Source organism: Micromonospora sp. NPDC051006 (assembly GCF_044456245.1).
Taxonomy (GTDB): Bacteria; Actinomycetota; Actinomycetes; order Mycobacteriales; family Micromonosporaceae; genus Micromonospora.
Map to the genome: position 1 here is coordinate 133574 of NZ_JBITFP010000006.1, position 25591 is coordinate 159164.

Sequence of the window (25591 nt, forward strand, 5' to 3'; positions counted from 1 at the left end):
GACGGCATGCCCTCCCCGGCCGCGGTGTCGGTCACGCCGTGGCACGTGCAGGTCGGCGACGGCTACGCCGCGACCTACGCGGTGTGCGGCTACCCGGCCGAGGTCGGCCCCGCCTGGCTGGACCCGCTGCTGTCCTACCCCGGACGAGTCGACGTCGCGGTGCACCTGGACCCGGTGTCGCCGCAACTGGCCGCACCGATGCTCAAGCGCCAACGCGCCCGCCTCGAATCCTCCCGCCGCCTCGACGCCGAGCAGGGCCGCCTGGGCGACCCGATGGTCGACGCGGCAGCGACCGACGCGGCTGAGCTCGCCGAACGCGTCGCCCGCGGTGCGGCGAAGCTGTTCGAGGTCGGCATCTACGTCACCATCCACGCCCGCGACCTCGACGAACTACGAACCGTCGCCGCGGGTGTGAAGTCGGCCGCCGCCAGCGTGCTCCTCGACCTGCAACCGGCCACGTTCCGCCACCAGCAGGGGTGGGTGGCCACACTGCCCGTCGGCGTGGACCCGCTGCGGATGCGCCGCATCCTCGACACCACCGCCCTCGCGGCGGCGTTCCCCCTCGCCTCGGCTGACCTCGCCGCACCGGCCCCCGGCGCCGTCGCCGCGCCGCAGGGGGTGCTGTACGGGGTCAACACCACCTCCAACGGAGTGCTGATCTGGAACCGATGGGCGCAGGACAACCACAACTCCGTCGTCCTTGCCCGCTCCGGCGCCGGGAAGTCGTACTTCGTCAAGCTGGAGGTGCTGCGCAACCTGTACCAGGGCACGGCGGTGTCGGTCATCGACCCCGAGGACGAGTACGCGCCCCTCGCCGAGCATGTCGGCGGCACCGTCGTGCAGCTCGGCCAGCCGGACGTGCGGGTCAACCCGTTCGACCTGCCCGCCGACAACCGGCCCGACACTCTGACCCGGCGCGGGCTGTACCTGCACACGCTGATCTCGGTCATGCTCGGGGCGGCCCCGCCGCCGGCCGAACGCGCCGCGCTGGACCGGGCCATCACCGCCACCTACGCCGGCGCCGGGATCAACGCCGACCCGGGCACCTGGGCCAAGCCCGCGCCGCTGCTGCGAGACCTGGCCGGCGTGTTGGGCTGCGACAACGACCCGGCCGCCGGGCAGCTCGCCGCCCGGCTGGCCCCCTGGACAGTCGGCAACTTCGCCAGCCTGTTCGACGGGCCGAGCACCACCACGCAACGCGCGCACCTGGTGGTCTGGTCGCTGCGGCACCTGCCCGACGAGCTGCGCACCGTGGGCACGCTCCTGGCGCTCGACTCGATCTGGTCGAGCATCGACACCCCCGCCGCGAACGCACGCCGGTGCCGGCAGCTCGTCGTGGTGGATGAGGCCTGGCTGCTGATGCGCGACCACGAAGGCAGCCGGTTCCTGTTCCGGATGGCCAAGGCCGCCCGCAAACGCTCGGCCGGGCTGTGCGTGATCACCCAGGACGCGGCCGACGTGCTCTCGAGCGACCTCGGCCTCGCCGTCGTGTCCAACGCCGCCACCCAGGTACTGATGCGCCAGAGCACCCAGTCGATCGACCCGGTGTCCGAGGCGTTCAGCCTGACCGCCGGGGAGTCACGGCTGCTGCTGTCGGCGCCGCGAGGCGAGGGCCTGCTCGTCGCGGGCCGGTCGCGGATCCCGTTCAGAAGCGTCGGGTCGGGCGCCGAACACACGATCGCGGTGACCGGGATCGGGGAGGTCGAATAATGCCCACCCCGACCTGGCCCGCAGACCTCGGGCAATGGATCATCGCCCGGCCGTGGCTCGGCTTGCTCGCCGCCGCCGCGATCGTCGGCACGGTATTCGGCCACGACCAGGTGCTCGCCTGGCGGCACCGGCGGCTCACCGACGGGGCGCGGTGGCTGACGATCGCCGCCCCACCCGAGGTCACCGCCGAGGCCGCCGCCGCGTTCTGGACAACCCTCACCGGTGTGCTGACCCCGTCGGGGTGGCGGCGCCGGGTGTTCGGTCACCCGCACGTCGGGTGGGAGTACACGTGGACCGGCCGCTCGCTGACGATCCGGGTGTGGGTGCCCGCCACGGTGGCGCCCGGCGCGGTGGAGGCCGCCATCCGCGCGGCCTGGCCCGCCGCCACCCTCACCACCGCAGACGCCGCCGCCCCGATCCCGGCCCAGGTCGCTGACGAGGTGGGTGGGGCGCACTGGCCGCAGCACACCGACGGGCTGCCGCTGCGCAGCGACCACGACAGCGACCCGCTGCGGGCGTTGCTCGCCGCAGGCGCGCAGGTCCGCCACCGGGAACACGTGTGCGTTCAGATCCTCGCCCGACCGGCACCCGCGCGCCGCGTGCGGGCCGCCCGTCAGGCGGCGGCCACCAGCACTTATCCCCACGGGCGGCCCGACGTGGCCGCGCGAGCGGTGTCGGGGGCGGCGCGGCTGGCGATCGAGCCGCTGCTGTGGCTGCTCGAGGTGTTCACGCCCGGCCCACCCCGATCACAGGCGCGGGTGAAGGCGGCGCGGGTGACCGAGCGGGACCCGGTGGCCAGCGCCGACGCCCGCACGGTCGTGGACAAGGCGGTGCGGGTGCCGCACTTCGAGATCGCGGTCCGCTTCGCCGTCGCCGCCGACCCGGACAAGACACCGCCGAACGCCGAACGGGCCAAGCAGACCCGCGCACGCCTCCTCCGGCTCAGCCACAGCATCGCCTCGGCCGCCGCGACGTACACCGGCCCGAACCGACTGCGGCGCATGAGGATGCCCCGACCCGTCGCCACCCTCGCCGGGCGCCGCTTCCGACGAGGGTTCCTGGCCACCGTGGCGGAACTCGCGGCCCTCGCCGCGCTGCCACAGGACCACGCCGTGCCGGGGCTGGACCGGGCTCGGGCCAAGGCCGTGCCGGCGCCGGTGCAGGTGCCCGCCGGCGGGCGGGGCGTGAAAGTGCTGGGCCGCTCGCAGATCGGCCGCCACAGCGTCGGGCTGCGGGTGACCGACGCCCGCCAGCACGTCCACGTCGTCGGCAAGACCGGCGTCGGTAAGTCCACCCTGCTGCTGAACATGATCCTCGCCGACATCACCGCCGGCCGCGGCACTGTCGTCATCGACCCGCGCGGAGACCTGATCACCGACATCCTCGACCGGCTCCCGGCCTCATACGCCAAGAAGATCGTCATCATCGACCCCGACCAGGACAACCCCGGCTGCTTCAACCCCCTCGACGACCGGGGCGACCCGCACCTGGCCGTCGACAACCTGGTGGGGATCTTCGCGAAGATCTTCCAGGGTCAGTGGGGACCCCGCATGGACGACACGATGCGGGTGGCCTGCCTGACGCTGATGCGCCACGCCAAACCGACCCTGAGCCTCGTGCCGTCGCTGCTGCAGGACAAGCAGTTCCGGGCCCGGTTCACCCACGGCCTGGACGACCCGGACGGCCTGGGCGGGTTCTGGGTCTGGTACGACGGCATCAACGAACAGTTCCGCGGCCAGGTCATCGCACCGGTGCTCGCGAGGCTGCGGGCGTTCCTGCTGCGCGACTTCGTCAAGAGCGTGATCGGCAACGCGCACAGCTCCTTCGACATGGGCACGATCCTCGACGGCGGGGTCCTGCTGTGCCGACTGCCCAAGGGCATCCTCGGCGAAGAGACAACCCGCATCCTGGGCTCGCTGATCGTGGCCCGCGTCTGGCAGGCCGCCATCGCCCGTGCCAGCATCCCCGAAGACCAGCGCAAAGACGCCAGCCTGTACGTGGATGAGTGTCAGAACTTCCTGACCCTGCCGGGCAGCGTCGGCGACATGCTGGCCGAGGCGCGCGGGTTCCGGCTGGGCCTGGTGCTCGCCCACCAGGACCTGGCGCAACTACCGAAGGACATCGCCGCGGCGGTGTCCGCCAACGCCCGGTCGAAGCTGTTCTTCACCGTCGACCCCGCCGACGCCCGCGACCTGTCCCGCCACACGAAACCGGAACTCGACGAACACGACCTGGCCCACCTCGACGTGTACACCGCCGCCGCCCGGCTGCTGGTCGGCAACCGGGAACTACCGTCGTTCACCTTCACCACCAACCCACCGGCCGGCATCGTCGGCGAGGCGACCGCGATCCGCCAGCACTGCGCCGCAGCGCACCGCCGCACCGACGGCGAGCCACCCCTGCAGCAGCTCGCCCGCACCGCCATGAGACGGCGGACGGCCGGACACGAGCGCTGAACACCGCCGCTCACCCCCGCAGGAGACAGTCCCGGTAGGGAGTCGGGATGAGTCGATCTTGCCCTCTGGTCGCCGTCGGGCGAGATCTTCGCAGGTCAGGAACCTGACAGGCCGGGCTCCGCGGGCTCGTCTGGGGGCTCGTGTCGCCGACACCCCCAAACGAGCCCCCCATGCCGGCCCCGAACGAGGCCCGAAAGGCACCCATGCCCCCACCGCGCGCCGATGGCCTGCTGGCCATCTACCCCCACATCACCGACCGCGACCGCCACCTCCTCCACCTCCTCGACGAGCATCACGTCCTGACCACCGACCAGATCCACCGCCTGCTCTTCACCGCCCGACGCACCTGCCAGATCCGCCTCGGTGAGCTGCACGGGCTGGGCCTGCTGGACCGGTTCCGGTTCGCCCGCACCGGCGGCGGCAGCCAGCCCTGGCACTGGACGCTCGGCCACCACGGGCACCGATTCCAGGCCGCCGCCCACGACCGTCCCGAACCCACCGCCCGGGCGAGCCGCCACACTGTGCAACGGCTCTCCGCCAACCCGCGCCTGAGCCACCTGGTCACGGTCAACGAGTTTTTCGTCCGGCTGCGGGCGCACACCCGACGGCACCGACAGGCACGCCTGGACCGGTGGTGGTCGGAGACCACGACCACGAAACAGTTCCGCACCATCACCGCCGACGGCCACGGCCTGTGGAGCCTCGGCGAGGCCACCGTCGGGTTCTGGTTGGAGGCCGACACCGGCACCGAACCGCTGGGCAGGCTGGTCGCCAAACTCGACCGCTACGCCAACCTGGCCCGCCGCGTCGGCGTCCGGTACCCGGTGCTGTTCTGGCTCGGCAGCGCCCCACGCGAGGAACACCTGCACCGGATGCTTCGCGGCCACAACGACGAGGTCACCGTCGCCACCGCCACCCACGACACGGACCCGGCCGACGCGGTGTGGCTGCCGGTCGGCGCCACTGCCCGCGTCGGCATCGCCGACCTGCCCGCCGACCACGGTCAGCCGGTGGCCGACAACCCCAACTACGACGACGACGGCGTCTTCGTCGCCTGACAGACCCTGACAGGCACGCGGCCGCACCACTGCTCGCAGGTCACGGGCTTGATCGTGTTCCCTGACAGGAGCGGTGCTGTCAGGTCACGCGGCTACGGTGCAGCTTCTTCTTTCTTCTCGCACCGCCGCCCGCCTCCGTCCTGGACCTGCCCGCGCCAGCGGGATCACCGACAGCCCACCGCCTCGGTCGGCCCGTGATTCCCGCCCGCCGAGCACGGCAGCACTCCCGGCCCAGGCGCCGCGACCCGGTGACATCACCGCACACCCACCCAAGCCCACGCCTTCGCGAAGGGAGCACCCTGCCATGCCCACACCCACCAGCTTCGCCGACCTGGTCGTCACCGTCTGCTTCGCCCCCGGCGACGACGCCGACTGGTTCGCCGCCAGCGAAAAGGTCAACGACCTGCTGGACGCCAACGGCACCCCGGCGCGCCGCTACCACGTCCGCCACCGACGCCTCATCGGCTGGCTCACCCGATTCATCGGCTACTACCTCCTCGACGCCGCCCGCCGCTTCGGCGCGATCACCATCGCCGCCGGAGGCCGCAAGAGCCGCCTCGACCTCACCGGCACCGCCGCCAAGGCCGCCCACGACGCCGCCCTGCGCTGGCGCGCCTGGAACACCCACATCGCGGCGAGAACCCTCCCGGCCCGCACCTGGGAGGACCACCTCGCCCAGCACCACGCCGCCCCGGCCACCATCACCGTGGCCGAGGCCCGCCGTCGCTTCGAGCAGCAACCCCGCGTTCTGGCGATGCTCGCCCACCACTTCGACCCGTACGAGCTGTCCGTCTACCAGGCCGGCGAAGCCACCTACGCCGGCCTGCACTGGCGCGCCGCCCTGATCGGCGACGCGCTGATCACCACCGACGGCCGCCTACTCACCCCAGCCAGCGACTCCGTCGCCGACCGATTCCGCTTCCTCAACGAGGCGTGCGCCTACATCCGCAGCCTCAAGCGCAGCGCCCGCCTGTGCGCGGTCGCCATCGCCTAACCCACCCCGAAGACACCACGACGCGGCCGCAGGCGGCGGCCTCCCCGCCGCCTCTACGACCACCGGGCCGAACACCCGACACCACGGCGGCGGGCCGCTCGACGCGCCCGCCGCCATGACGGCTGTCCACGACCCGGCGAACAAGCCCCGACACGACGCCGTGCCGGGGCACCAACCCACCAGTTCCCAGGGAGGGAACCCCATGCAATACGACCCGTCCACCATGACGCCCAGCACCCGGGCCGTCCTCGACGCACTGGTCGCGCTCGGCCAGGGCACCGCCCACGAGCTCAGCGAACGGTCGGGCAAGGCCCGCTCCACCACCGACCGGGCGATCAAGACCCTGGCCGACGCCGGCCTGATCGTCGCGATCGACGCCGACGCGAGCGCCACCGATGGCGCCCCTACCCGGTGGGCTCCCTCGGAAAGCGTCGCGGCCGACATCCAGGAGCGCGACGTCAGCACCGACGCCGAGCCCGGCGCCGACGAGCCGGCCGTCGACGATGACGACACCGCCATCGTCGAGACCGACGCGCCTGTCACCCACCAGGCTGAGGACGGCCACGCCGACGACGACACGCAAGCCGGGGACGGGCCGAGCGGCGCCGACGTCGGCCAGCACCTGGCTGACGTCGACGAGGACGACCCGCATGACGCCGAGAACCACGACACCGGCGAGGGCTCCGACGACGCGGATTCGGACGAGCGTGACTCGGACCAGGACTTCGGCGACCGCGTCACCGTGGTTCAGCCCAGCCGTCCCGGCGACCGCAAGGTCATGACGATCAAGGCGGTGCTCAGCGAGCACGGCGGCAACGGTGCGACCATCGCCGAGATCGTGGCCGAGAGCGGCATCGGGGAGACGACCGCCTTCCGGCTGCTGACCGCGATGGAGCAGGCCAACGCGGCGCGCCACCTACCCGGCGTGCCGCGGCGGTGGATCGCCGGCCCCACCAAGGCCAGCGACGTCGACCCGAACCCGCGGCCGCCCCGCTGCCCGCTGTGCTTCCAGGTGATCAGGGGCCTGTCCGCGCCGGACGCGCTCGCCCAGGTGCAGCCCCTCGTCCGCCCGGACGCGACGCTGCACATCGTCGCCGCAGACGGCACGGTCCACAGCGTGGACTTGCCCACCCGGCCGCCCACCCGCGCGCCCGGCCAGCCGACGGCCGGGACGCCCCGCACCGACGTCACGGCCAACACCGACGGCAGCCAGCCGTTCGCCAGAGGCGAGCTGGAGCGGCTGACGTTCGAGACGCTCAAGGCCAACCCGGGTCGGACGATGACGCCGCAGGAGATCGCCGCCGCGATCAGCACCCAGCTCGCAGGCCGGGCGGTCAGCTCCGGGGCGGTGCGCAACAACTGCGGCAAGCTCGGGGCCGCCGGCCGCATCGTCATGGTCTCCGAGTCTCCGTGGGCCTTCGAGTTCCCCGCACAGGCCGACGACGGCGCTACGGACCAGTCCGACGAGGCCGCTGTCGAACGGTCCTGACGGCGGTTGCGTGGTCGGGCGACGCCCGGCACCGGTCCCGCGGAGCCTCGCCACTCACGCCCGACCGGCTGCCCCTCGGCGAGCGCGCGTCCCGGAGAAGCCGGCCCAACACCCCCGGGGTAGGCCTTCCCGATACGCCGAGGACATCAACGCCGCTCGGCGACACCACGGTGGCGTCGCCGCCACCGTCTGCCCGAACGAAGCTGCCGACAGCCGCCTCGTCCAGGTCGACCCGGCGCCCATGACGTTCGCGCACCCGGCGCGGGCCGACGGCGACACCGGGCAGCAGCAACCCATCCCCATCCCTTCCGCGGGGGCCGAGCCGGACGGCTCGGCCCCCGCGGCACGTTGAGAGGAAACCCTGTGGCACACGAACTGGAAACCTTCGCCAACGGCCAGACCGCCTTCGCCAGCGCCCGCCTATCGGCCTGGCACCAGCTGGGCACCGTCACCCAGAACACGATGAGCGCCCAGGAGATCATGGGCGCCGCACTGCTCGGCAACTGGGGCGTGCGCACGATCCGCGTCCAGGGCATCGATGTCGTGGACGGCATCGAAGTCCCCATCCCCGCCGACGACAAGCGCATGACCGTACGCCGCAACCCGGTAACCGGGGCGACCGAATATCTGGGCGTCGTCGGGACCGACTACACCGTGGTGCAGAACGAGCAGTGCGCCGACATGCTCGACCGGCTCGTGGACCAGGTCGGCGGTGCCCACTTCGAGACCGCCGGCAGCCTCCGAAACGGCAAGAGCGTGTTCGTCACCCTGAAACTCCCCGATTCCATGGAGATCGCCGGGGTCGACCGGATGGACCTCTACCTGATCGGGACGACCTCGCACGACGGCACCGCCGCGCTGCGCGTGGACGCCAGCCCCATCCGGGTGGTGTGTGCGAACACGCAGCGCGCGGCCTTCGCCCACGCCGTGGGCCACTACACGTTCCGGCACACCAGCAACGTCACCTCCCAGATCGCTCAGGCACGCGAGGCGCTGGGCCTGATGTGGACGTACATGGACACGTTCGAAAAGGCCGCCGATCGGATGCTGCAGACCGAGATGACCATGCGCGAGTTCGAGAACGTGGTCGCGCAGGTGTGGCCGGTCAAGGACAACGCCTCGGAGAAGACTCGCAACAACGCCAAGGAACGCCTCGGGACCCTCAAGTACCTCATCACCGAGGCCGACACCCAACGCGCCATCGCGGGCACCTGCTGGGCCGGATACCAGGCCATCACCGAGTACCTCGACCACTACCAGCAGGCCAAGGACGCCACCACCCGCGCCAACCGCGTCGTCACCGGCAAGGCAGGCGACCTGAAGGTGGCCGCCTTCAACCTGCTGACGGTCTAACCGTCCACCACTTCTGCCCGGGGCAGCGGACCGCGCGCTCCGCTGCCCCGGCCGCCCGCACGGAGCAACCACCCATGACCCAACGCACCCGGATACCGCCCGCAACGCAGGAGCCCCCGTTGACCGGTCACCTCCGCCACCCACGCGACCCGCGGCAAGCCGTCTGCGGCCTGCCCGCCGACACCGTCACCCGGTGGGAAACCCAGGACCCGCCGCACACCGAGCGCACCTGCGAGGACTGCCTGACCCTGCTGCCCGACGCTGCCCGACGCGACGACTACACCCACCCACCCGGCGACGCGACGCTCATCGAATCGCTGCGGCGCATCGTCGCCGAACGGCAGCACGCCAAGATCGACGGCGTGCTGGTGGACCTCTGGTCGGCCAGCGTCACCCTCGCCATCTGGGACCGCCTCACAGCCAAGCACCGGCAGCGGCTGCTAACCCTGCCGTCGCACGAGCTGATCCTGCGGTGCGTCGCGATCTACACCCACGTCACCGGCGGCCGCCGATGACCGAGACCAACCCGCAGTGGTTCCACTTCGGCCCCTGGGTCTTCTCGATCAACGCCGCACAGGCGCTGATCGCCCCCGCACCCCGCGACGCCCGGCCGCTGGACGTCGCAGCGTGGGCGCAGGCGTACGACCTCACCGACATCGATAACCCTCACGCCCGCACGATCAGCCTCATCGGTGTGACCCGCAACGGCCTGGACCGCGCCTACGCGATGACCACCAAACTCGGCACACCCGTGATCGTCGCGCAGCTACTCATCACCGGCCGGTCACCCTCGCCGCTGCTCATCGACGGATGCCACCGGCTCTACCGCGCCTGGCGTGAAGGCGTGCCACGCCTGCCCGCCTACCTGCTCACCGTCGAGGAAACCCGCCAGATCCAGCGCGACATGCGCCTCGGACCCGACCGTGCCCGCCTCACCCCGCCGTCCTGATCGCGGCCATCACCCTTCCCACCCGCGTGCGCCTCGGTAAGCCGCCCCCGCCGGCGGCCCCGAGGCGCACACGCCTCACCCTCCAAGGAGACCGACATGGCCTACACGGCGCCGTGGCAGCGGCTCTGTGACTGCCGCTGCCCGCAGCACCACGGCTACCAACGCACGACCTACAACGACGACCGCTGCGCCTGTGCGATCACCTGCGCCACCCAGCCAACCACCCTCATCACCGAGCACTGGAACTGCGCCCTGTTCCTCGACCACGGCGCAGACCTCTGGTTCGTCAACCGCCTCCCCGGCGGCCAATGGGACTGGCCCAACGCCGACCACATCCACGAACACCAGGACCTCTACGCGGCCAGCCGCACCATCGAGCGCCAACTACTCCAGACCATCACCATCCTGCAACACCCTCACGAGCAGCGCCGCCAGGCGTAGTCGCTCCAACCCCGCGCCACGACCATGGGCCTGTTGGGCGGTCCGCGAGGACGGCCCACGGCCTTCTTGCGCTTCACGACCGCACAGGGAGACAGCTCTTACGTCACCGACCCCAACGCCTACGAGCGCCCCTGCGACTGCAGCTGCCCAGTCCACCACGGCCGGCCGCGCTCCATCTACAACGACCCCGGGCTGCCACTACCTGGCCACCTGCGCCAGCCAGCCGATGGCCCTGCTCACCCCACGGATCGGCGGCGCGCTGTGGTTCGCCCCCGGTCTCGAACCCGGCCGCTGAGACTGGCGCGACGCAGTCCATGCTCAATTTCGGCCACCCGCCGTTCGACACGGCCGACCTGATCGCCGAACTCCCCCGCCTGATCCGCGCGGACCTGGTCCCACTGGTTCACCGCAGGTAGCCGAGCTTCCTGATATCGCACCCCCTGCCGGCCGCGCACCTGCGCGAGGACCCGGCCCTTTCTTGTTTTCACCGAGAGGAATTGCCATGACCAAAGCCATCATCGGCATCGTCACCGTCGTCATCATCGGCTGCTTCGGCCTGCCGATGCTGCTGCTGTCCTCAGTCATGGGCGGGGGTCCCGGCGGGTGCGGCGTCGCCGCCATGCCCGCCTTGCGGCCCTCCGGGCAGCCACCCGGCATCGGCACCTGGGACACCGAACAGGTCGAGATCGCCGCGAGCATCATCGATGTCGGCGTCTCCAAAGGCGTGCCCCGCTGGGGATGGGTCGTAGCCCTCGCCACCGCCTTGCAGGAGTCCGGGCTGCGTAACCTGCCGCACCTCGGCGACGGCAACGACCACGACTCGATCGGCGTGTTTCAACAGCGTCCGAGCCAGGGTTGGGGCAGCGCCAGACAGCTGTCCGAGCCCGCCTACCAGGCGGGAAAGTTCTTCGACAAGCTGCTGACCGTCACCGGCTGGCAAACCATGCCCCTCACCGAGGCCGCGCAGGCAGTTCAGGTCTCGGCCTTCCCCGACGCGTACGCCAAGTGGGCCGACGACGCGGTCCAGCTCGTGGAGCAACTGACCAGCACCCTGACCGACTGCAGCACCGACGCGCTTGCCGCATTGCCGGACGGATTCACCCTGCCCGCCAACACCCCGCCGCAGGTCACGACCGCGATCCTCTGGGCGGTCGGACAGCTAGGCACCCCGTACCACTTCGGCGGATCGTGCACCGACCCGCACTCCGGCGACCCCAACAAGCAGTGCGACTGCTCCTCACTCATGCAGCAGGCGTACCGGGCCGGCGGAATCTCCCTCCCCCGTGTCACCACCGACCAGGTGAAGGCCGGGACGGCGGTCACCGACCCGGCGCTTCTACTGCCAGGCGACCTCATCCTCATCCCAGGCAGTCGAGGCACCACGTCCAACCCACGCCACGTCGGCATGTACCTCGGCCAAGGGCTCATCATCCAAGCCCCGGAGACCGGCGACGTCGTCAAGATCACCCGACTGGGCGACTGGCTTCACAAGATCGCGGCGATTCGCCGTATCGCGAACTCGAGCTCGCCGGGTGCTTGACCACAATGAGGATCTCAGCAAGCGGACCGCGGCTGGAGCGTGCATCGCCGCCGAGGCCTTCGCTATCGGGATGGCGGCAGCGGGAATGGCCAGCGTCTCTGGTTTCCTATGTGATCCTCGCCGGTCCGGTCATCTCGCCTGTGCGGCGGTCCCATGATGGGGGTGGCGTGCACGTGGCGGTGAAAGCCCCGACCGATTGTTGCTCCGCGGACCCGGTGGGGTCGTCGCGCGGTGGTGGTGGAGCCGTGTGCGGCACCTGGCGGACCGGCCCTGACGGGTTGGTTGCCTGGGGTGTCCGTCCCGCCGGACGCTTGCCGGCAGACCCCAGTGGGGGGTGTGTCGGCGCGGGAACCTGCCGTCGCAAGGGCAGCAGGCGTGAAGTATTGGCACCTGCAGGTCGGACCTGCTTCGGGACGGGTGCGGTTTTACGTCGCTCCCGCGCTGGCCTGGTCGTCGCGGCGGGGGCTGGTCGACGCGCCCGGCGCCGCACGGGTGTGTCGGTGGCGGTCCGGATCGCGGCCCGGCCGTTACGGTCGCGGCGGGTGTTGCTCTGGTTGGCCAAGCCCCGCTTATCCTTTGGCCGTGTCGGGATCTCTGTCGCATCGCCTCGCCGCGATCGTGAACGCGCTTCCTCTTCAGCCGCACTCCCGCGTCCTCGAAATCGGATGCGGGCCCGGGGCGGCCGCACGAGCGGTGGCGGCCCGACTCACCACCGGCCACATCTTGGCCATCGACCGGTCTGCCACTGCTATCGCCCAGGCAGAGGCCGCCGCAGTGGACGAGATCAGGTCCGGCCGCATGAGTGTCCGCCGCGTTGCGGCCGAAGACTTCGTCCTGCAGACCCAGGAAGAGCCGTACGAGATCGTGTTCGCCGTCCGCGTTGGCGCCCTCGACGGCCGCCACCCCGAGGCTGGTCAGCGGGTGCTGCAGCGTATCGCTAGGGCGACCAAGGCAGACGCCCGGCTGTTCATCGATGGCGGCGATCCGCTTCGTGAGCTACCCATCGCGCGGCCTTGAGCCGAACGAAGCGGCGCGGCGGTCGATGTAGCGACGCACCGCTCGTGCCTCGCTGCCCCAGCCGACCGGCGCTACATCGGCGCCTTGGATGGGTGTGCGTCCACGGCAACCCCGATGACACACTGTCATCGACATGTGCGCATGCCGGCCGAGTCAGCACTTAGTTACGTCGCGTAGCGCGCGGACCGCGGCAGATGAGGATGTTGGCCAGCGACCGGCAGCAGAGCAAGCCTCCGTGCAGCATCTAGTTTGGCGATCGGATCGCGTCCCAGCCGATGATGTCGCACTGACCGTGCTCGTTGTTTCCGGCGGCGACAACTGTTCCGTCCGCGCGTAGTCCGAGAGTGTGAGTGGATCCGGCCGCCACCGTGACGATCTCGCGCCAGTCGGCGACATCGCACTGACCGGAATCGTTGCTACCCACGGCCACGACTCGGCCAGCCGCGGTGACTCCGACGGTGTGGTAGCTCCCAGCCGCCACTGCCACAACGTCCCGCCAAGCACTAACGTCACAGGCGCCCGCCGATTGATCCCCGACCGCAAAGACGCGTCCGTCGTCGGTGAGACCGACCGTGTGAAGGTAGCCGGCGGCGACGGCGGCAACGTCACGCCACGTGTCGACCGCGCACTGCCCACGGCGACCGTTGCCCACGGCAACGGCGGTCCCATCGGCTCTGAGGCCCACCGAATGCCAGTCGCCACAAGCCAACGCGACAACCTCACGCCATTGGCTCACGTTGCATGCTCCCTCGCGGAGGCGTCCCGCAGCCAGCACGGTGCCGTCACCAACTAGCCCCAACGTGCGGCGCCAGCCCGCGGCGACAAGGATCACCTCGCGCCATGACGCGACGTCACACTGCCCGTCACCGTTCCAGCCCGTCGCCATCACAGTGCCGTCCGCGCGCAGGCCGACGCTGTGGGAGCGTCCAGTGTTCGACGCCGTATGCACGTTGCCCGCCGCCACGGCGACCACCTGGACCCAGCCTTCGACTCGACACTCACCAGATGTCCCCGTGCCGGCCGCAACCACTGTGCCGTCGGCACACAGCCCCAACGAGTGTCGCCGTCCAGCGGCGATGACCGGACTACTCACGTGCACAGCATTACCGATCACACGACCCTGGAGGATCCGGCCCGCTCCATGCAGCGTAGGCGCTGATGGCTTCCGCATCCCCGGTGTACTCGACCTCAGGCAACTCAAGAGCCCGTCACTCATATCCCATGGCCGGGATGACCTTGCCGAGTGCTTCTTCGATGAACTCGCGGGTTTCGTCGTCGAATTGGTCGTTGCGGTTCGTCAGCTTGTGCGACTGAAATGTTGAAGGGGTGACGAAGTCGTCGATGTCGAGCCGTTCGAACAGGGCTCGGCGCTGCCCGGGCCAGTCGGCTGCGAGATCTTCTGCTTTCACCTCGATGTATCGCCTGCCCGTCAGGTCGACCGTGTTCTTCCAGGTGAGCCATCGGTGGTAGACCGGCTTGAGGTAGGCGAGGACGCCGTCGACCGTGGACGGTGCCCATGGCTGGGCCAGGTGGGATGCGAGCACTGAGACCGGATTGCGCTTGATGTGCACGATGGTCGCTTCGGGGACTAGTTCCCAGAGGAACTCCATGCACAGCAGGTTGAACGGTGTCTTTTCGCACCAGGTCGGCTTGCCCGCGTCGGCGGCTGCTCCGCCGAACATGGTGTCGATCAGGCCCCGCAAGATTCCGAGCAGTTCGCGCCGGTCGCTGAAATACCGGGGAAGTACCCGCCGGCGGCTCAGTGGCTCGAACGGCCCGGCAGGCCGGTCGCCGTTCCCGAAGCCTTCCGCGGGCGCAGGTTCGTCGTAAGTGTACGCGATCAACTGCGGCCAGAGCTGTTGCACCGCGTCCCGGTAGCGCCGTTCGCCGACCAGCTCGGGAACGGTCTTGCCGCGATCGTCGCGCCGGCCGGGCACTCGTACGGTGAGGAAGTCGCTGAGCCGGTGCAGGGCGTCCTCACCGACGGTGGGGTCGTATCGATCGGTGAGCGCGTCGGCCAGGTCCCGCAGGCCACCCGGATCGATGAGGAACCGGGTCTCCATGGGAATCCGATGGATCAGCGGATGTTCGCCGATGATGTCGGCGATCCGTGACGTTCCCGAACGACCCGTACCCGCAACGAAGATCGGTGAGGGGGAAGGCATGGCGAGCAGTCAAACTCTCAGTCCGGCGCCTGTGCAAGCCATTATCCCCTTCACCCGCTGCTACGGGCCGGACCCGCACCCGCTGCGCTGAGTGCGTGCCGGACGGCCGCCTCCACAAGCGAGCAACGAATTATCGAAGCTTCCCAACGCGCCGCATCCCTCACACACTGAGCCTTTTCCAACCTGATCTTGCAGGTCGTTGCGTGTGTGTCTGCCTGATGGGTGATGGTTGCGATGCTTTAGGTAGGACAGCGGTCAACAGGAACCGAGACCCCGGCCTGGAGCCTCGCCATGCTGTCCTACCCCGCCCGATCCCGTTGTTCAGCCGGGCCCTGAACCACTCGCCGACCGCACTCGCAGCCACCGCAAGCAGCGCCGCCCTGGCTGATCTTGCAGCGGCGACACCTACGCCCCCGATTGCGGATGCCGGCGATGATCCTGGAGATGCCGGTGCACACTCAGCTGGCTACCTGCGTGCGTGGCCGCGCCCTAGTACGGCAGCCCGGGCTCGTTATGTAGATGTTGGTTGATGGCTTTGCTGGGTGCGGCGGCGGTAGTGGCTGGTCCGGGCGCGTGCTTGGTGTTGGCGTCGCCAGTGTGACCAGGTCAGCCAGTGGTTGATCGGGTGGACGGTGTTGGTGATCAGCTTCGCGAGGAGGCGTCGGATTTCGGGCAGGGTCAACGGGATCACCGTGTGATTGGCTGCGGGACGGTCGCCACGTTCTTGGGCGGCGATCACGGTCAAGATCGCCTGGGCGAGCATGAAGAGGGTGACGTGCCGATACCAGGCGTGCCAGCGGCGGACCTGGGGTTCGTCCAGGCCGATGGTCTTGCCGGTCTGGAAGCAGGTCTCGATCGACCAGCGGGTCCCGGCCACCCGCACCAGCACTCGTAGTGGGACGGGTTGGGGTGACCAGCAGCGGTAGAACGCCAGCTCACCGTCGCTGATCCGCCGGCGGACCAGCAGCCAGTGATGGCCGGTGCTCTCGTCGGCGGGTGCGGTGATGCCGATCCAGGCCCAGTCGTAGTCGCGGGCGCCTTTCGACCCGGCTCCGGCGGACAGCCGGTTCCACGCTCGGGCGGGCAGGACGGCGGCGAGGCGGTCGGCGCGGACCGGGCCGTCAACCGGGCGGGCGGTGACGCGGTGACTTTTCGCCACGGCCAGGACGTAACCCACTCCGCGGCGTTGCAGGTCGCGGCGTAGCTGCCGGTCACCGCCGGCCTCGTCCGCCGTGGCCCACGCCACGGGCACGTTCGCGTCGAGAGCGCGGGTGAGCATCCGCCGGGCCAGGACGAGCTTGGTCGCGAACTCGACGTCGGCTGGAACGCCACCGGCGGCGCACCGCTTCGGGTCGTCGGTCCACGCCTTGGCCAGGTAGACCTCCCGGTCGATCAACGTGTATCCGCCCGGCGCGGCGTAGGTGAGGCGGACCGCGACCTGCGCGGTCTCTACCCGCCCGGCGGTCCCGGTGTACTGCCGCTGCACACCGACGGTGTGCAGGCCCTTCTTCAGGTCGCCGGTGTCGTCCAGGATGAGTACCCCGCCCGGGTCACCGAGCGCCTCGATGACGTAGCCCCGCACGTCGTCACGCACCGCGTCGGCGTCCCAGACCGCCTCGCCCAGCAGTCGCTGCATCGCATGCGGCGACGCGTCCCCGGCCTGCTCAGCCAACTGCCAACACGACCGGTTGTCCACATCAGACAACAACCCGAGCAGGAACGACCGGGCCTGCCTGCGCGGCTCCACCCGCGCGAACCGGCCCGCGATCCGCGCGAACCCGGTATCGAACTCCGCCAACCATCTCTCGGCGTCTACGCTGTGCCCAACGGCCGCCGCACGATCTTCTATTGTCTCCACAAGTCATCGACGATCAACCGGCGGCCGTTTCCATGCCCGCAGGCGCGCCGACCAGCCCGAACCACCCAGCTCATCGCTGCTCATCTACATAACGAACCCGGGCTGGAATACTGTCTAGGCCAGGAAGGGAAGCACCTGCCGTGCCAGTTCGTCCGGTTGCTCCTCGAACAGGTAGTGCCCGGCGTCGTCGATGACGCTGATGTGCACGTCCTGGGCATACCGCGTCAGCTGGGCGCCGATCGAGTCGCCGAGGCTGCCACCGGCACCGATGGCCAGAACCGGCATCGGGAGCCGGGTCTTCATGTATTCGGCGTTGTCGGCCATGTCGTGGGTCAGCATGCGGAAGTAGGCGAAGCTTGCCTTCAGGTGCGCCTCGTCTTCGAGGTAGTGGGCATACTCCTGGAGGCTCTGCTCGTCGATCGCCTCCGCGTTCACCGCCTGCGGGATCATGTATCCACGCACCCACGCCAACTCCCGGCCCTTCACCAGCCCCTCGGGAAAGCCACTGTCCACATTGAACAGACCGAAGTTCCAGTGGCCCGGGCCCTGCGGGGTAAGCACCGGCATCGAGAAGATGTTCTCGTCGGGGATGACCGCCTCGCAGAACACCAGCCGCTGCACGCTCTCCGGGTGCTGCGCGGCGTACGAGTAGGCGACCATCGCGCCGATGTCGTGCCCGACCAACCGGATGGACCGGTCGAGCCCGAGCTGGGTGAGCAGGCCGTGGAGGTCGCCGGCCAGAGTCTTCTTGTCGTACCCGTCAGCCGGGGCCCCGCTGCTCCCAGCACCACGCATGTCGGGGGCGATGACGGTGTAATGCTGGGCGAGGGCTGGCATCACCTTGCGCCACGAGTACCACGTCTGCGGGTACCCGTGCAGGAGCACCACCGTCGGGCCGTTGCCGCCGCGCACGTAGTTGATGGTTATGCCGTTGACGTCGGCCGTCAGCTCACTGAACCCATCCGGAAGACGTTGCTCGCCCATGTTGCCACCATACGATCGCCGAACTCTCGAAGAGGCCAGTTTTCGACCAAAACCCAGGATCGCGCGGAGCGCCGGGCGACGAAAGAGTCGCTGCTGTGTCGGAGATTGAGGAACTGTTAGGACCTGGTAAATAAGGGTTTTAGGCCTGACCACCTGGGAAGCCCCGAAGGTCTGACGAAAACTCGACGCCCACTGCGTCGCGCTGGTCGGCACTCGCATGGCCGGGCTGCGCCCGGTGGTCAACGACGAACAACTCGCCCTGCTGCGGATCCTCATCGACCGACGCGCTCCCTCGGCGGCCGGCCATCAGCGGCCTCAAGATCTGCAGTGACGGCCGTGTTCGTTTGGCGAACTAAACTGTCCATCAAAGGCGCGGCAGCTCTCGGCGTCGGTGTCGGCCTCGTGCTGACGGCAGCCACCATCGGCTATTCCATAGCGACCGCTACCTGCGGGCATAACCTCGAGGAGGTCCACCCGTGACAGCAGCAGGCGATACCTGCCAATAACGGCGCGTTCGGCCGGACGCCGGGCTACCGCGCCGTGCGAACGCCATCGACCACGCGGGGCAGGCCGAGCGGGTTGGCTTCCCGCAGCTCCGGGGGCAGCAGTGGGTCCGGGGTGGTCTGGTAGCAGACCGGGCGCAGCCAACGCTCGATCGCGGTGCTTCCCACCGAGGTCGAGCCGCTCGTCGAGGCGGGGTAGGGCCCGCCGTGCTGCATGGCCGGGGAAACCGTCACCCCCGTGGGCCAGCCGTCCACGACGACCCGTCCCGCGATCGCGCTCAGCGCGGTGACCAGTTCCGCCGCTGCGCCGTCCCGCTCGTCGGCGGCCAGGTGCACGGTCGCCGTGAGGTTGCCCGGCAGGCCGGCGAGCAGCGCGTCCCGCTCGGCCGTCGAGCCGTAGCGGACCAGCACGGTGACCGGTCCGAAGCACTCCTCCAGCAGCTCCTCGTAGGGCCCGCCCTCGGCGAGCCGCGCCGCCGCGACCGTCAACACACCCGGCCGTACGGCCAGCGGCGTCCCGTCGTCGCCGGCCTCCCCCGCTGTCAACGGCTGCGTTACGCCGGGGAGGGCGACGCGGGAGCGGACGCCGTCGAGGAACGCCGTGCGCATGCGCGGGTCGAGCAACGGCCCGGACGGGACCGCCGCCGTGACGACCGCCCCGACGACCGCGTCGCCCGCCGGTCCCTCGGGGAGCAGGACGAGGCCGGGCTTGACGCAGAACTGGCCCAGACCCTGGGTGTACGAGGCGGCGAGTCCCGCCGCGATCTCCTCCGCCCTGGTCTCGGCCGCCCGGGCGGTCACCACCACGGGGTTGAGGCTGCCCAGCTCGCCGTGGAACGGGATCGGCCGCGGCCGGGCGGCTGCGATGTCGAACAGCGCGCGGCCGCCGCGCACCGAGCCGGTGAACCCGACCGCCGCCGTCATCGGGTGGCGTACGAGTTCCGGACCCGCGTCGAAGCCGTGGACCAGCTGGACGACGTCCTCGGGCAGCCCGACCTCGGCCGCCGCCGAGCGCAGGATCCGGGCGCACAGGGCGGAGGTGGCCGGATGATCGGGGTGCGCCTTGACCACGACCGGGCATCCGGCGGCCAGGGCGCTCGCGGTGTCACCGCCCGCCACGCTGAAGGCCAGCGGAAAGTTGCTGGCCGCGAAGACCGCGACCACGCCGAGCGGCACCTTGTAGCGTCGCAGGTCGGGCCGGGGCGCGGGCTGCGCCTGCGGGTCGGCGTGGTCGATGATCACGTCGAGGTACGCGCCGGCGTCCACCACGTCCGCGAACACGCAGAGCTGGTAGCACGGGCGGGCCAGTTCGCCGGAGAGCCGTACGCTGCCGAGCGCCGTCTCCGCGTCGGCGGTCGCCACGATCTCCTCGCCGCTCTTCTGCAGAAGCGCGGCGGCCGTGCGCAGCAGGTCCGCCCGCGCGGCGTGGTCGCGGAGTGCCGCGCCGGCCGCGGCGGCTGCGCGCACCGCCCGGTCCACGTCCGCCGCCGTCGACTCCGTCGCGACGCGGGCCCGCGTCTCTCCGGTACGCGGATCGATGCTCAGTACGTCACTCACCGTCTCGTCCTCGTTCTCTCGTCGGGTGTTCCAGCGTCTCGACGGGCGTCGTCTCGTCGGCCAGGTCGGCGAGTTCGCCGAGGGGCACCGGCACGGCGAGGCTGCGGGTGGCCAGCGGTCTCAAGTCGTCGGCCGTGGTCGCACGTCCGCTCAGCCGGGCCGCGATCGCGGCGGTGGCGAAGCCGCACACGCGTCCCTGGCACCAGCCCATTCCCGGCCGGGCCAGCATCTTCAGCGTGCGCGCGTCCTCCGCGCCGAGGTCCTCGTACGCCCGGCGCAGGTCGCCGTAGGAGATTTCCTCGCAGCGGCACACCAGCGTCGTCTCCGACAGCCACTGCGGCCACGCACCCGGCACCGGGTAGGTCCGTTGCATGGCGGCGGCGAACCGCCGCCCCCGCCGCACGGCGCCGCGCAACCGCCTCGTCGCGGCCGGATCGGCCGGGCGGCCCAGTGCGGCAGCGAGGGCGAGCGCGCTCAGCCGTCCCTCGTGGACGGCTAGGATCGCCCCGCCCACCCCGGTCGCCTCGCCGGCGACGTACAGCCCGTCGACGCTGCTGCGCTGACGGTCGTCGACGGCCACGACGAGGGACCCGTCGGTGTCCTGCACCGTTTCGGCGCCGAGCATGAGCGGCAGTTCGAGCGAGGGAGTGAAGCCCCAGCCGACCGCCACGAGGTCGACGGCGATCTCCTGCTCCGGCCCGGTCGGACGGCCGGCGGTGTCCACCCGGACGGTCCGGACCGCCTCGACGCGGTCCGTACCGAGGATCTTACGGACCACGGTCCTCGTCCGGTACGGGATGCGGTGTCGGGCCATCAGCGCCGCGTACTGCAGTGCCTCGACGGCCTTGCCCGGCGCGGACATCGCGCCGACCGGGTCGCGCAGCCACCCGAGCGTTGCGTTGGCCTCGACGACGGCCGCGACGGTTACGCCGGCCCGCGCGAGGCCGGTGGCCACGGGCAGCAGGAACGGGCCGGTGCCGGCGACGACCGCGCGTCGCCCCGCGGTGGTGCGGTGCCCCTTGAGAAGGGCCTGCACTCCCCCGGCGGTCATCACACCGGGCAGGTCCCACCCGGGGACGGGCAGTTGCCGGTCGTAGCCTCCCGGGCACAGGATCAGCGCCCGCGCGAGGAGGCTCCGGTCGATGCCACTGCCGGCGCAGGTGGAGGCGGTGGCCGTCATCAGGAGGGTGAACGCGCCGCCCTCGTCGCGGGTGATGAGCCAGACCTGATGGCCGGGGAGGTAGCGGATCCGGCCGGCGGCGCGCAGGTCCTCCAGGCGGTTGCGCAGGCCGGTGAAGATCGGCCAGCCGTGGTGGCCGACGCGATCGGCGGGGCGGTCGTGGGTCTCGTCGTAGTGCCGCCAGTACTGCCCGCCGGGCTGCCCGGCGGTGTCGAGCAGGGCGACGGCGAGCCCGGCCTCGGCCGCCTCGACGGCGGCCGCGAGGCCGGCCGGGCCGGCGCCGACCACGGCGACGTCATGCATTGGCGGCATCGTCTTCCCCCGGTGAGCCGGGGTCCTGTGAGTCGGCGTCGTCGCCGAGGGTCATGCCGTCCGCGGCCGTGACCAGGCAGGCGCGCTGGTCGGGGACGCCGTCGATGGTGAGCAGGCAGTCGAAGCAGACGCCGATGCCGCAGAAAAGTCCCCGGGGCCTGCCGCCCCGGCGGGTGGTGCGCCAGTCGAGGATGCCGGCGGCGACCAGTGCGGCGGCGACGCTCTGGCCGGGCTCGGCCGCAACCTCGGTGCCGCGGAAGGTCAACCGGTGGGTCATCGGGCCGCCTCCTCGGCGTCGGCGAACCGGTCCGGGGCGAACGGCGTGAGGTCGAGGTCGGTCCGCTGCCCTAGGAGCGCCTGGGCGATCAGCTTGCCGGTCCCGGCGGACAGGCCGATGCCGGCGCCCTCGTGGCCGCAGGCGTGCCACAGGCCGGGCGCACGCGGGTCGGGACCGAGAACGGGTAGGTGATCGGGGCAGTATGGGCGGAAGCCGAAATAGGTGCGCATCGCACGGACCTGCCGCAGCATCGGGAACAGCGCGATCGCCTTGGCCGCGAGCGTGCTGATCGCGGTGACGGACACGGTCCGGTCGAAGCCGACGCGCTCGCGCGACGCGCCGATGAGGATGGTGCCGCCGGCGGTTCCCTCGACGACCGGTGAGGTCTGCAGGGTCGCGTCGGAGCTGGCCACGTCACCGACGTACTCGGCGGCGTACACCTTGTGGCGGATCGTGCGGGGTGGCATCGGCTGGGTGACCAGGATGAAGCCGCGCCGGGGCAGCACGGGGACGGATACCCCGGCGAGGCCGGCGACCGCGCCGGCCCACGTGCCGGCGGCGTTGAGCACCGCGCCGGCGGGGATGTCGCCGCCGGGGGTTCGCACGCCGCTCACCCGGTCGCCGGCGCGCAGCAAGCCCGTCACCTCGGTGTTCGTACGCACCTCGGCCCCGTGCTCGCGGGCCAGCCGGAGCAGGTGGGCCGCGACCAGCATCGGCTGGACCTGGGCGTCCTGCGGATAGTGGGCGCCTCCGGCGAGTCGCGGGGACAGGTGCGGCTCGTAGTCGCGCAACTCGGCCGCCGCGACGTCGCGGACCTCGACCCCGCACCGGCGCTGATGCACGGTGAGCGCGCGCAGCGAGGCGAGGCTCTGCTCCGACGCCGCGACGACCAGGCCGCCCTTGGACTCGAACTCCCACAGGTCGCCGTGTTCCGCCAGGTCCTCGCGCCAGATCCGCTGCGAGTACAGCGCCAGGTCGAGTTCGGGGCCGGCCTCCTTGTCGGACACCAGCAGGTTGCCCTCGCCCGCGCTGGAGGTGCCGCCGGCGATCGCGCCGCGTTCGACGACGAGCACCCGCAGCCCCGCCAGGGCCGAGAAGTACGCGCTGGCCGCGCCCACCACGCCCGCCCCGACGACCACGAGGTCCACGCTCATCTCACCGCTGTGCTTCGCTCGGCGCCGCCGGCCCACAGGCCCCGTACGTGGCCGATGTGGCGGCGCATCAGCAGCTCGGCCCCGGACGCGTCGCGGGCTTCGACGAAGTCCAGGAGTTCGTGGTGTTCGGCGGCCGAGCTGCCCAGCCTGCCGCTCTCCAGCAGCGGGGTCAGCCCGAGCAGCCGGGTCTGCGAGCGCAGGTCGGACACGACGTCCACCAGGAAGCGGTTGCCGCTGTAGGCGAGCAGAGTCAGATGGAACACGTGGTCGGCCTCGATGTAGCCGAGCAGGTTGCCGTTCTCCGCCGCGTCCACGATGGCCTGCGCGCGGGCCCGCAGCTCGGGAAAGTCCTCCTTCGGGATCACCGCCACGGCGTCGCGCACGGTGGGCGGCTCGATGAGCAGCCGCACGGCGGCCAGGTTGTCGAGGTCCTCCTCGGACATCTCGGTGATCCGGAAGCCCTTGTTGGGGTGGGCGACGACCAGGCCTCCCTTCACCAGGTCGAGCATGGCCTCCCGCACCGGCGTCGCCGAGACGCCGAGCTGCGCGCCCAACGCCGGAGCCGAGTAGACCACGCCCGGCTCCAGCTTGCCGGAGATGATCCCGGCGCGCAGAGCCTCCCGGATCCGGTCGCGCAGGTTCTCCCGGCGACCGATGCCGGGCAGATCCGGGACGGGCGTCGGACTCACAGCAGGAACCCCGCGGGAAACGGGTCCGTGGGATCGAGGTGGAACTGTGCGGTGGCGGTGACCCACGCCCGGCCGGTGATCGACGGCAGCACCGCCGGGTGTGACCCGACCGTGGTCTCGCCGAGCAGCCGCCCGGTGAAGCGGGTGCCGATGAACGACTCGTTGACGAAGTCTTCGCCGATGCCCAGCTCGCCCCGCGCGTGCAGCTGCGCCATGCGCGCGCTCGTGCCCGTGCCGCACGGCGACCGGTCGAACCAGCCAGGGTGGATCGCCATGGCGTGCCGCGACAACTGGGCCGTCGAGCCGGGGGCCTTCAGATAGACGTGGTGGCAGCCGTTGATGTCGTCGCGCTCGGGGTGAACCGGCCGGTCTTGCTCGTTCACCGCATCCATGATCGCCAGACCGACGGTCAGCAGGTCGCCGGCGCGGGAGCGGTCGAAGGGCAGTCCCAGGTCCGCGAGCTCGACGATCGCGTAGAAGTTCCCGCCGAACGCCATGTCGTACCCGACCTGGCCGAAGCCCGGCACCTCGACCTTCCGGTCCAGCGCGTGCACGAACGACGGGACGTTCTGGATGGTGACCGACTCGGCCGCGCCGTTGCGTACGTCCACGGACGCGACGACCAGCCCGGCGGGGGTGTCGAGCCGGATCGTGGTCACCGGCTCGACGACGGGCACCATCCCGGTCTCGACGAGGACCGTGGCGACCCCGATCGTGCCGTGGCCGCACATCGGCAGCAGCCCGGAGACCTCGATGAACAGCACGCCGTAGTCCGCGTCGGGACGGGTCGGCGGCTGCAGGATCGCCCCGCTCATCGCGGCGTGACCGCGCGGCTCGTACATCAGCAACGTGCGGATGTCGTCGCTGTGCTGCATGAACCAGAGCCGGCGCTCGGCCATGGTGGCCCCAGGGATCGTCCCCACGCCGCCGACAACGACCCGGGTGGGCATGCCCTCGGTGTGCGAGTCGACGGCATGGAACGTGCGGCGGGACCTCACTTGTACCCCTTGGCCAGGACGGCTTCGGTGTCACCGGTGATCCTGGCCGCCACGTCGTGCGGCAGCGGCAGGCGCGGTGGACGACAGGCGCCGCCCGTGCGACCGCAGACGTCCATCGACAGCTTGATCGCCTGGACGAACTCGGTCCGGGAGTCCCAGCGCAGCAGGGGGTGCAGGTCGCGGTAGATCGGCACCGCCTTGGCGATGTCGGCGGGGTCGCCGGAGGTGACCAGCCGGTAGAGCTCCACGGTGCTCTCCGGGATCGCGTTCGGGTAGCCGGCGATCCAGCCGACGGCCCCGGCGATGCCCAGTTCGAGCAGCACGTCATCGGCGCCGACCAGGAGGTCCAGGCCGGGCGCCAGCTCGCTGATCTCGTAGGCCCGGCGGACGTCGCCGGTGAACTCCTTCACACCGACGACCAGGCCCTCGTGGAACAGCTCGGCGAGCAGCGCGGGAGTCAGGTCGACCTTGGTGTCGATCGGGTTGTTGTAGGCGACGACCGGCAGTCCGGCCCGCGCGACCTCGCGGTAGTGGGCAACGACCGCCCGGCGGTCGGCGCGGTAGGCGTTCGGCGGCAGCAGGAGCACGGAGGTGGCTCCGGCCGCGGCGGCCTGCTCGGCCCAGCGGCGGGCCTCGAGCGCGCCGTACGCGGCGACGCCGGGCATGACGCCGAATCCGGCGTGGGCGGCCTGGACGGCCGTCTCGACGACGCGCGCCCGCTCCTCGAGGGTCAGCGTCTGGTACTCGCCGAGCGAGCCGTTGGGCGTCACGCCGTCGCAGCCGGCGGCCGCGAGGAACCGGACGTGCTCGGCGTACGCGTCGTAGTCGACGGAGAGGTCATCGTGCAGGGGAAGCGCCGTCGCGACGTGTACGCCGCGCCATGGCTGTGCGGGGGTGGTCATCCTGG

At 71.0% G+C, this 25591-nt stretch carries 22 protein-coding genes and 1 pseudogene; 11 read left to right on the forward strand and 12 right to left on the reverse strand.

Annotated elements, in window-relative coordinates; genetic code table 11:
• Window positions 1–6 precede the first annotated feature (6 nt).
• The 11 genes from ACIBBA_RS13065 (at window position 7) to ACIBBA_RS13115 (ending at window position 13007) form a co-directional block, all read left to right on the forward strand.
• Window positions 7–1710: a VirB4 family type IV secretion system protein gene (locus ACIBBA_RS13065; RefSeq protein ID WP_396697044.1), complete on the forward strand. Its 1704-nt coding sequence runs from the start codon at window positions 7–9 to the stop codon at window positions 1708–1710.
• Complete coding sequence (locus ACIBBA_RS13070) at window positions 1710–4166, forward strand: type IV secretory system conjugative DNA transfer family protein (RefSeq protein WP_396696768.1); 2457 nt, start codon at window positions 1710–1712, stop codon at window positions 4164–4166. Before ACIBBA_RS13065 ends, ACIBBA_RS13070 begins: the two co-directional genes overlap by 1 nt.
• Before the next feature lie 170 nt (window positions 4167–4336).
• Window positions 4337–5224, forward strand: a complete 888-nt coding sequence (locus tag ACIBBA_RS13075; RefSeq protein WP_396696770.1) for a replication-relaxation family protein — start codon at window positions 4337–4339, stop codon at window positions 5222–5224.
• Window positions 5225–5528: 304 nt separating this feature from the next.
• Window positions 5529–6218, forward strand: a complete 690-nt coding sequence (locus tag ACIBBA_RS13080; RefSeq protein WP_396696772.1) for a hypothetical protein — start codon at window positions 5529–5531, stop codon at window positions 6216–6218.
• A 202-nt stretch (window positions 6219–6420) separates the two neighbouring features.
• Window positions 6421–7707 (forward strand): helix-turn-helix domain-containing protein, encoded by a 1287-nt coding sequence (locus tag ACIBBA_RS13085; protein WP_396696774.1) that lies wholly within the window; start codon window positions 6421–6423, stop codon window positions 7705–7707.
• 363 nt (window positions 7708–8070) lie between these two features.
• Window positions 8071–9060 (forward strand): DUF932 domain-containing protein, encoded by a 990-nt coding sequence (locus ACIBBA_RS13090; RefSeq protein WP_396696776.1) that lies wholly within the window; start codon window positions 8071–8073, stop codon window positions 9058–9060.
• Between the two features lie 119 nt (window positions 9061–9179).
• Window positions 9180–9575, forward strand: a complete 396-nt coding sequence (locus ACIBBA_RS13095) for a hypothetical protein (protein ID WP_396696778.1) — start codon at window positions 9180–9182, stop codon at window positions 9573–9575.
• Entirely contained in the window at window positions 9572–10009 is a 438-nt protein-coding gene (locus ACIBBA_RS13100) for a hypothetical protein (RefSeq protein WP_396696780.1), read from the forward strand. Before ACIBBA_RS13095 ends, ACIBBA_RS13100 begins: the two co-directional genes overlap by 4 nt.
• 96 nt (window positions 10010–10105) lie before the next feature.
• On the forward strand, window positions 10106–10450 hold the full coding sequence (locus ACIBBA_RS13105; protein WP_396696782.1) for a hypothetical protein: 345 nt from the start codon (window positions 10106–10108) through the stop codon (window positions 10448–10450).
• A 502-nt stretch (window positions 10451–10952) separates the two neighbouring features.
• The gene (locus ACIBBA_RS13110) at window positions 10953–11990 is read left to right on the forward strand and encodes a C40 family peptidase (protein ID WP_396696784.1); all 1038 of its coding nucleotides are present in this window, start codon (window positions 10953–10955) and stop codon (window positions 11988–11990) included.
• Window positions 11991–12572: 582 nt separating this feature from the next.
• The gene (locus ACIBBA_RS13115; protein ID WP_396696786.1) at window positions 12573–13007 is read left to right on the forward strand and encodes a methyltransferase domain-containing protein; all 435 of its coding nucleotides are present in this window, start codon (window positions 12573–12575) and stop codon (window positions 13005–13007) included.
• A 244-nt stretch (window positions 13008–13251) separates the two neighbouring features.
• On the opposite strand, the gene ACIBBA_RS13120 is transcribed toward ACIBBA_RS13115, so the two are convergent.
• The 12 genes and pseudogenes from ACIBBA_RS13120 to ACIBBA_RS13175 form a co-directional block, all read right to left on the reverse strand.
• The gene (locus ACIBBA_RS13120; RefSeq protein ID WP_396697046.1) at window positions 13252–13980 is read right to left on the reverse strand and encodes an RCC1 domain-containing protein; all 729 of its coding nucleotides are present in this window, start codon (window positions 13978–13980) and stop codon (window positions 13252–13254) included.
• Window positions 13981–14019: 39 nt separating this feature from the next.
• A pseudogene (locus tag ACIBBA_RS13125) lies at window positions 14020–14223 on the reverse strand (RCC1-like domain-containing protein); the annotation flags it as partial.
• On the reverse strand, window positions 14216–15172 hold the full coding sequence (locus ACIBBA_RS13130; protein ID WP_396696788.1) for a sulfotransferase family protein: 957 nt from the start codon (window positions 15170–15172) through the stop codon (window positions 14216–14218). The pseudogene ACIBBA_RS13125 and the gene ACIBBA_RS13130, both read right to left, overlap by 8 nt.
• A gap of 511 nt (window positions 15173–15683) precedes the next feature.
• Window positions 15684–16970, reverse strand: a complete 1287-nt coding sequence (locus tag ACIBBA_RS13135; RefSeq protein ID WP_396696790.1) for an IS701 family transposase — start codon at window positions 16968–16970, stop codon at window positions 15684–15686.
• A gap of 174 nt (window positions 16971–17144) precedes the next feature.
• Window positions 17145–18014 (reverse strand): alpha/beta fold hydrolase, encoded by an 870-nt coding sequence (locus ACIBBA_RS13140; RefSeq protein WP_396696792.1) that lies wholly within the window; start codon window positions 18012–18014, stop codon window positions 17145–17147.
• 530 nt (window positions 18015–18544) lie between these two features.
• Complete coding sequence (locus tag ACIBBA_RS13145; protein WP_396696794.1) at window positions 18545–20074, reverse strand: aldehyde dehydrogenase (NADP(+)); 1530 nt, start codon at window positions 20072–20074, stop codon at window positions 18545–18547.
• Complete coding sequence (locus ACIBBA_RS13150; protein WP_396696796.1) at window positions 20067–21557, reverse strand: NAD(P)/FAD-dependent oxidoreductase; 1491 nt, start codon at window positions 21555–21557, stop codon at window positions 20067–20069. Before ACIBBA_RS13150 ends, ACIBBA_RS13145 begins: the two co-directional genes overlap by 8 nt.
• Complete coding sequence (locus ACIBBA_RS13155; protein WP_396696797.1) at window positions 21550–21843, reverse strand: (2Fe-2S)-binding protein; 294 nt, start codon at window positions 21841–21843, stop codon at window positions 21550–21552. The genes ACIBBA_RS13150 and ACIBBA_RS13155 overlap by 8 nt, the downstream gene beginning before the upstream one ends.
• Entirely contained in the window at window positions 21840–22997 is a 1158-nt protein-coding gene (locus tag ACIBBA_RS13160; RefSeq protein WP_396696799.1) for an NAD(P)/FAD-dependent oxidoreductase, read from the reverse strand. The genes ACIBBA_RS13155 and ACIBBA_RS13160 overlap by 4 nt, the downstream gene beginning before the upstream one ends.
• Window positions 22994–23686, reverse strand: a complete 693-nt coding sequence (locus ACIBBA_RS13165; RefSeq protein ID WP_396696801.1) for a GntR family transcriptional regulator — start codon at window positions 23684–23686, stop codon at window positions 22994–22996. The genes ACIBBA_RS13160 and ACIBBA_RS13165 overlap by 4 nt, the downstream gene beginning before the upstream one ends.
• Window positions 23683–24684, reverse strand: a complete 1002-nt coding sequence (locus ACIBBA_RS13170; RefSeq protein ID WP_396696803.1) for a proline racemase family protein — start codon at window positions 24682–24684, stop codon at window positions 23683–23685. The genes ACIBBA_RS13165 and ACIBBA_RS13170 overlap by 4 nt, the downstream gene beginning before the upstream one ends.
• On the reverse strand, window positions 24681–25586 hold the full coding sequence (locus ACIBBA_RS13175) for a dihydrodipicolinate synthase family protein (protein ID WP_396696805.1): 906 nt from the start codon (window positions 25584–25586) through the stop codon (window positions 24681–24683). The genes ACIBBA_RS13170 and ACIBBA_RS13175 overlap by 4 nt, the downstream gene beginning before the upstream one ends.
• Window positions 25587–25591 lie beyond the last annotated feature (5 nt).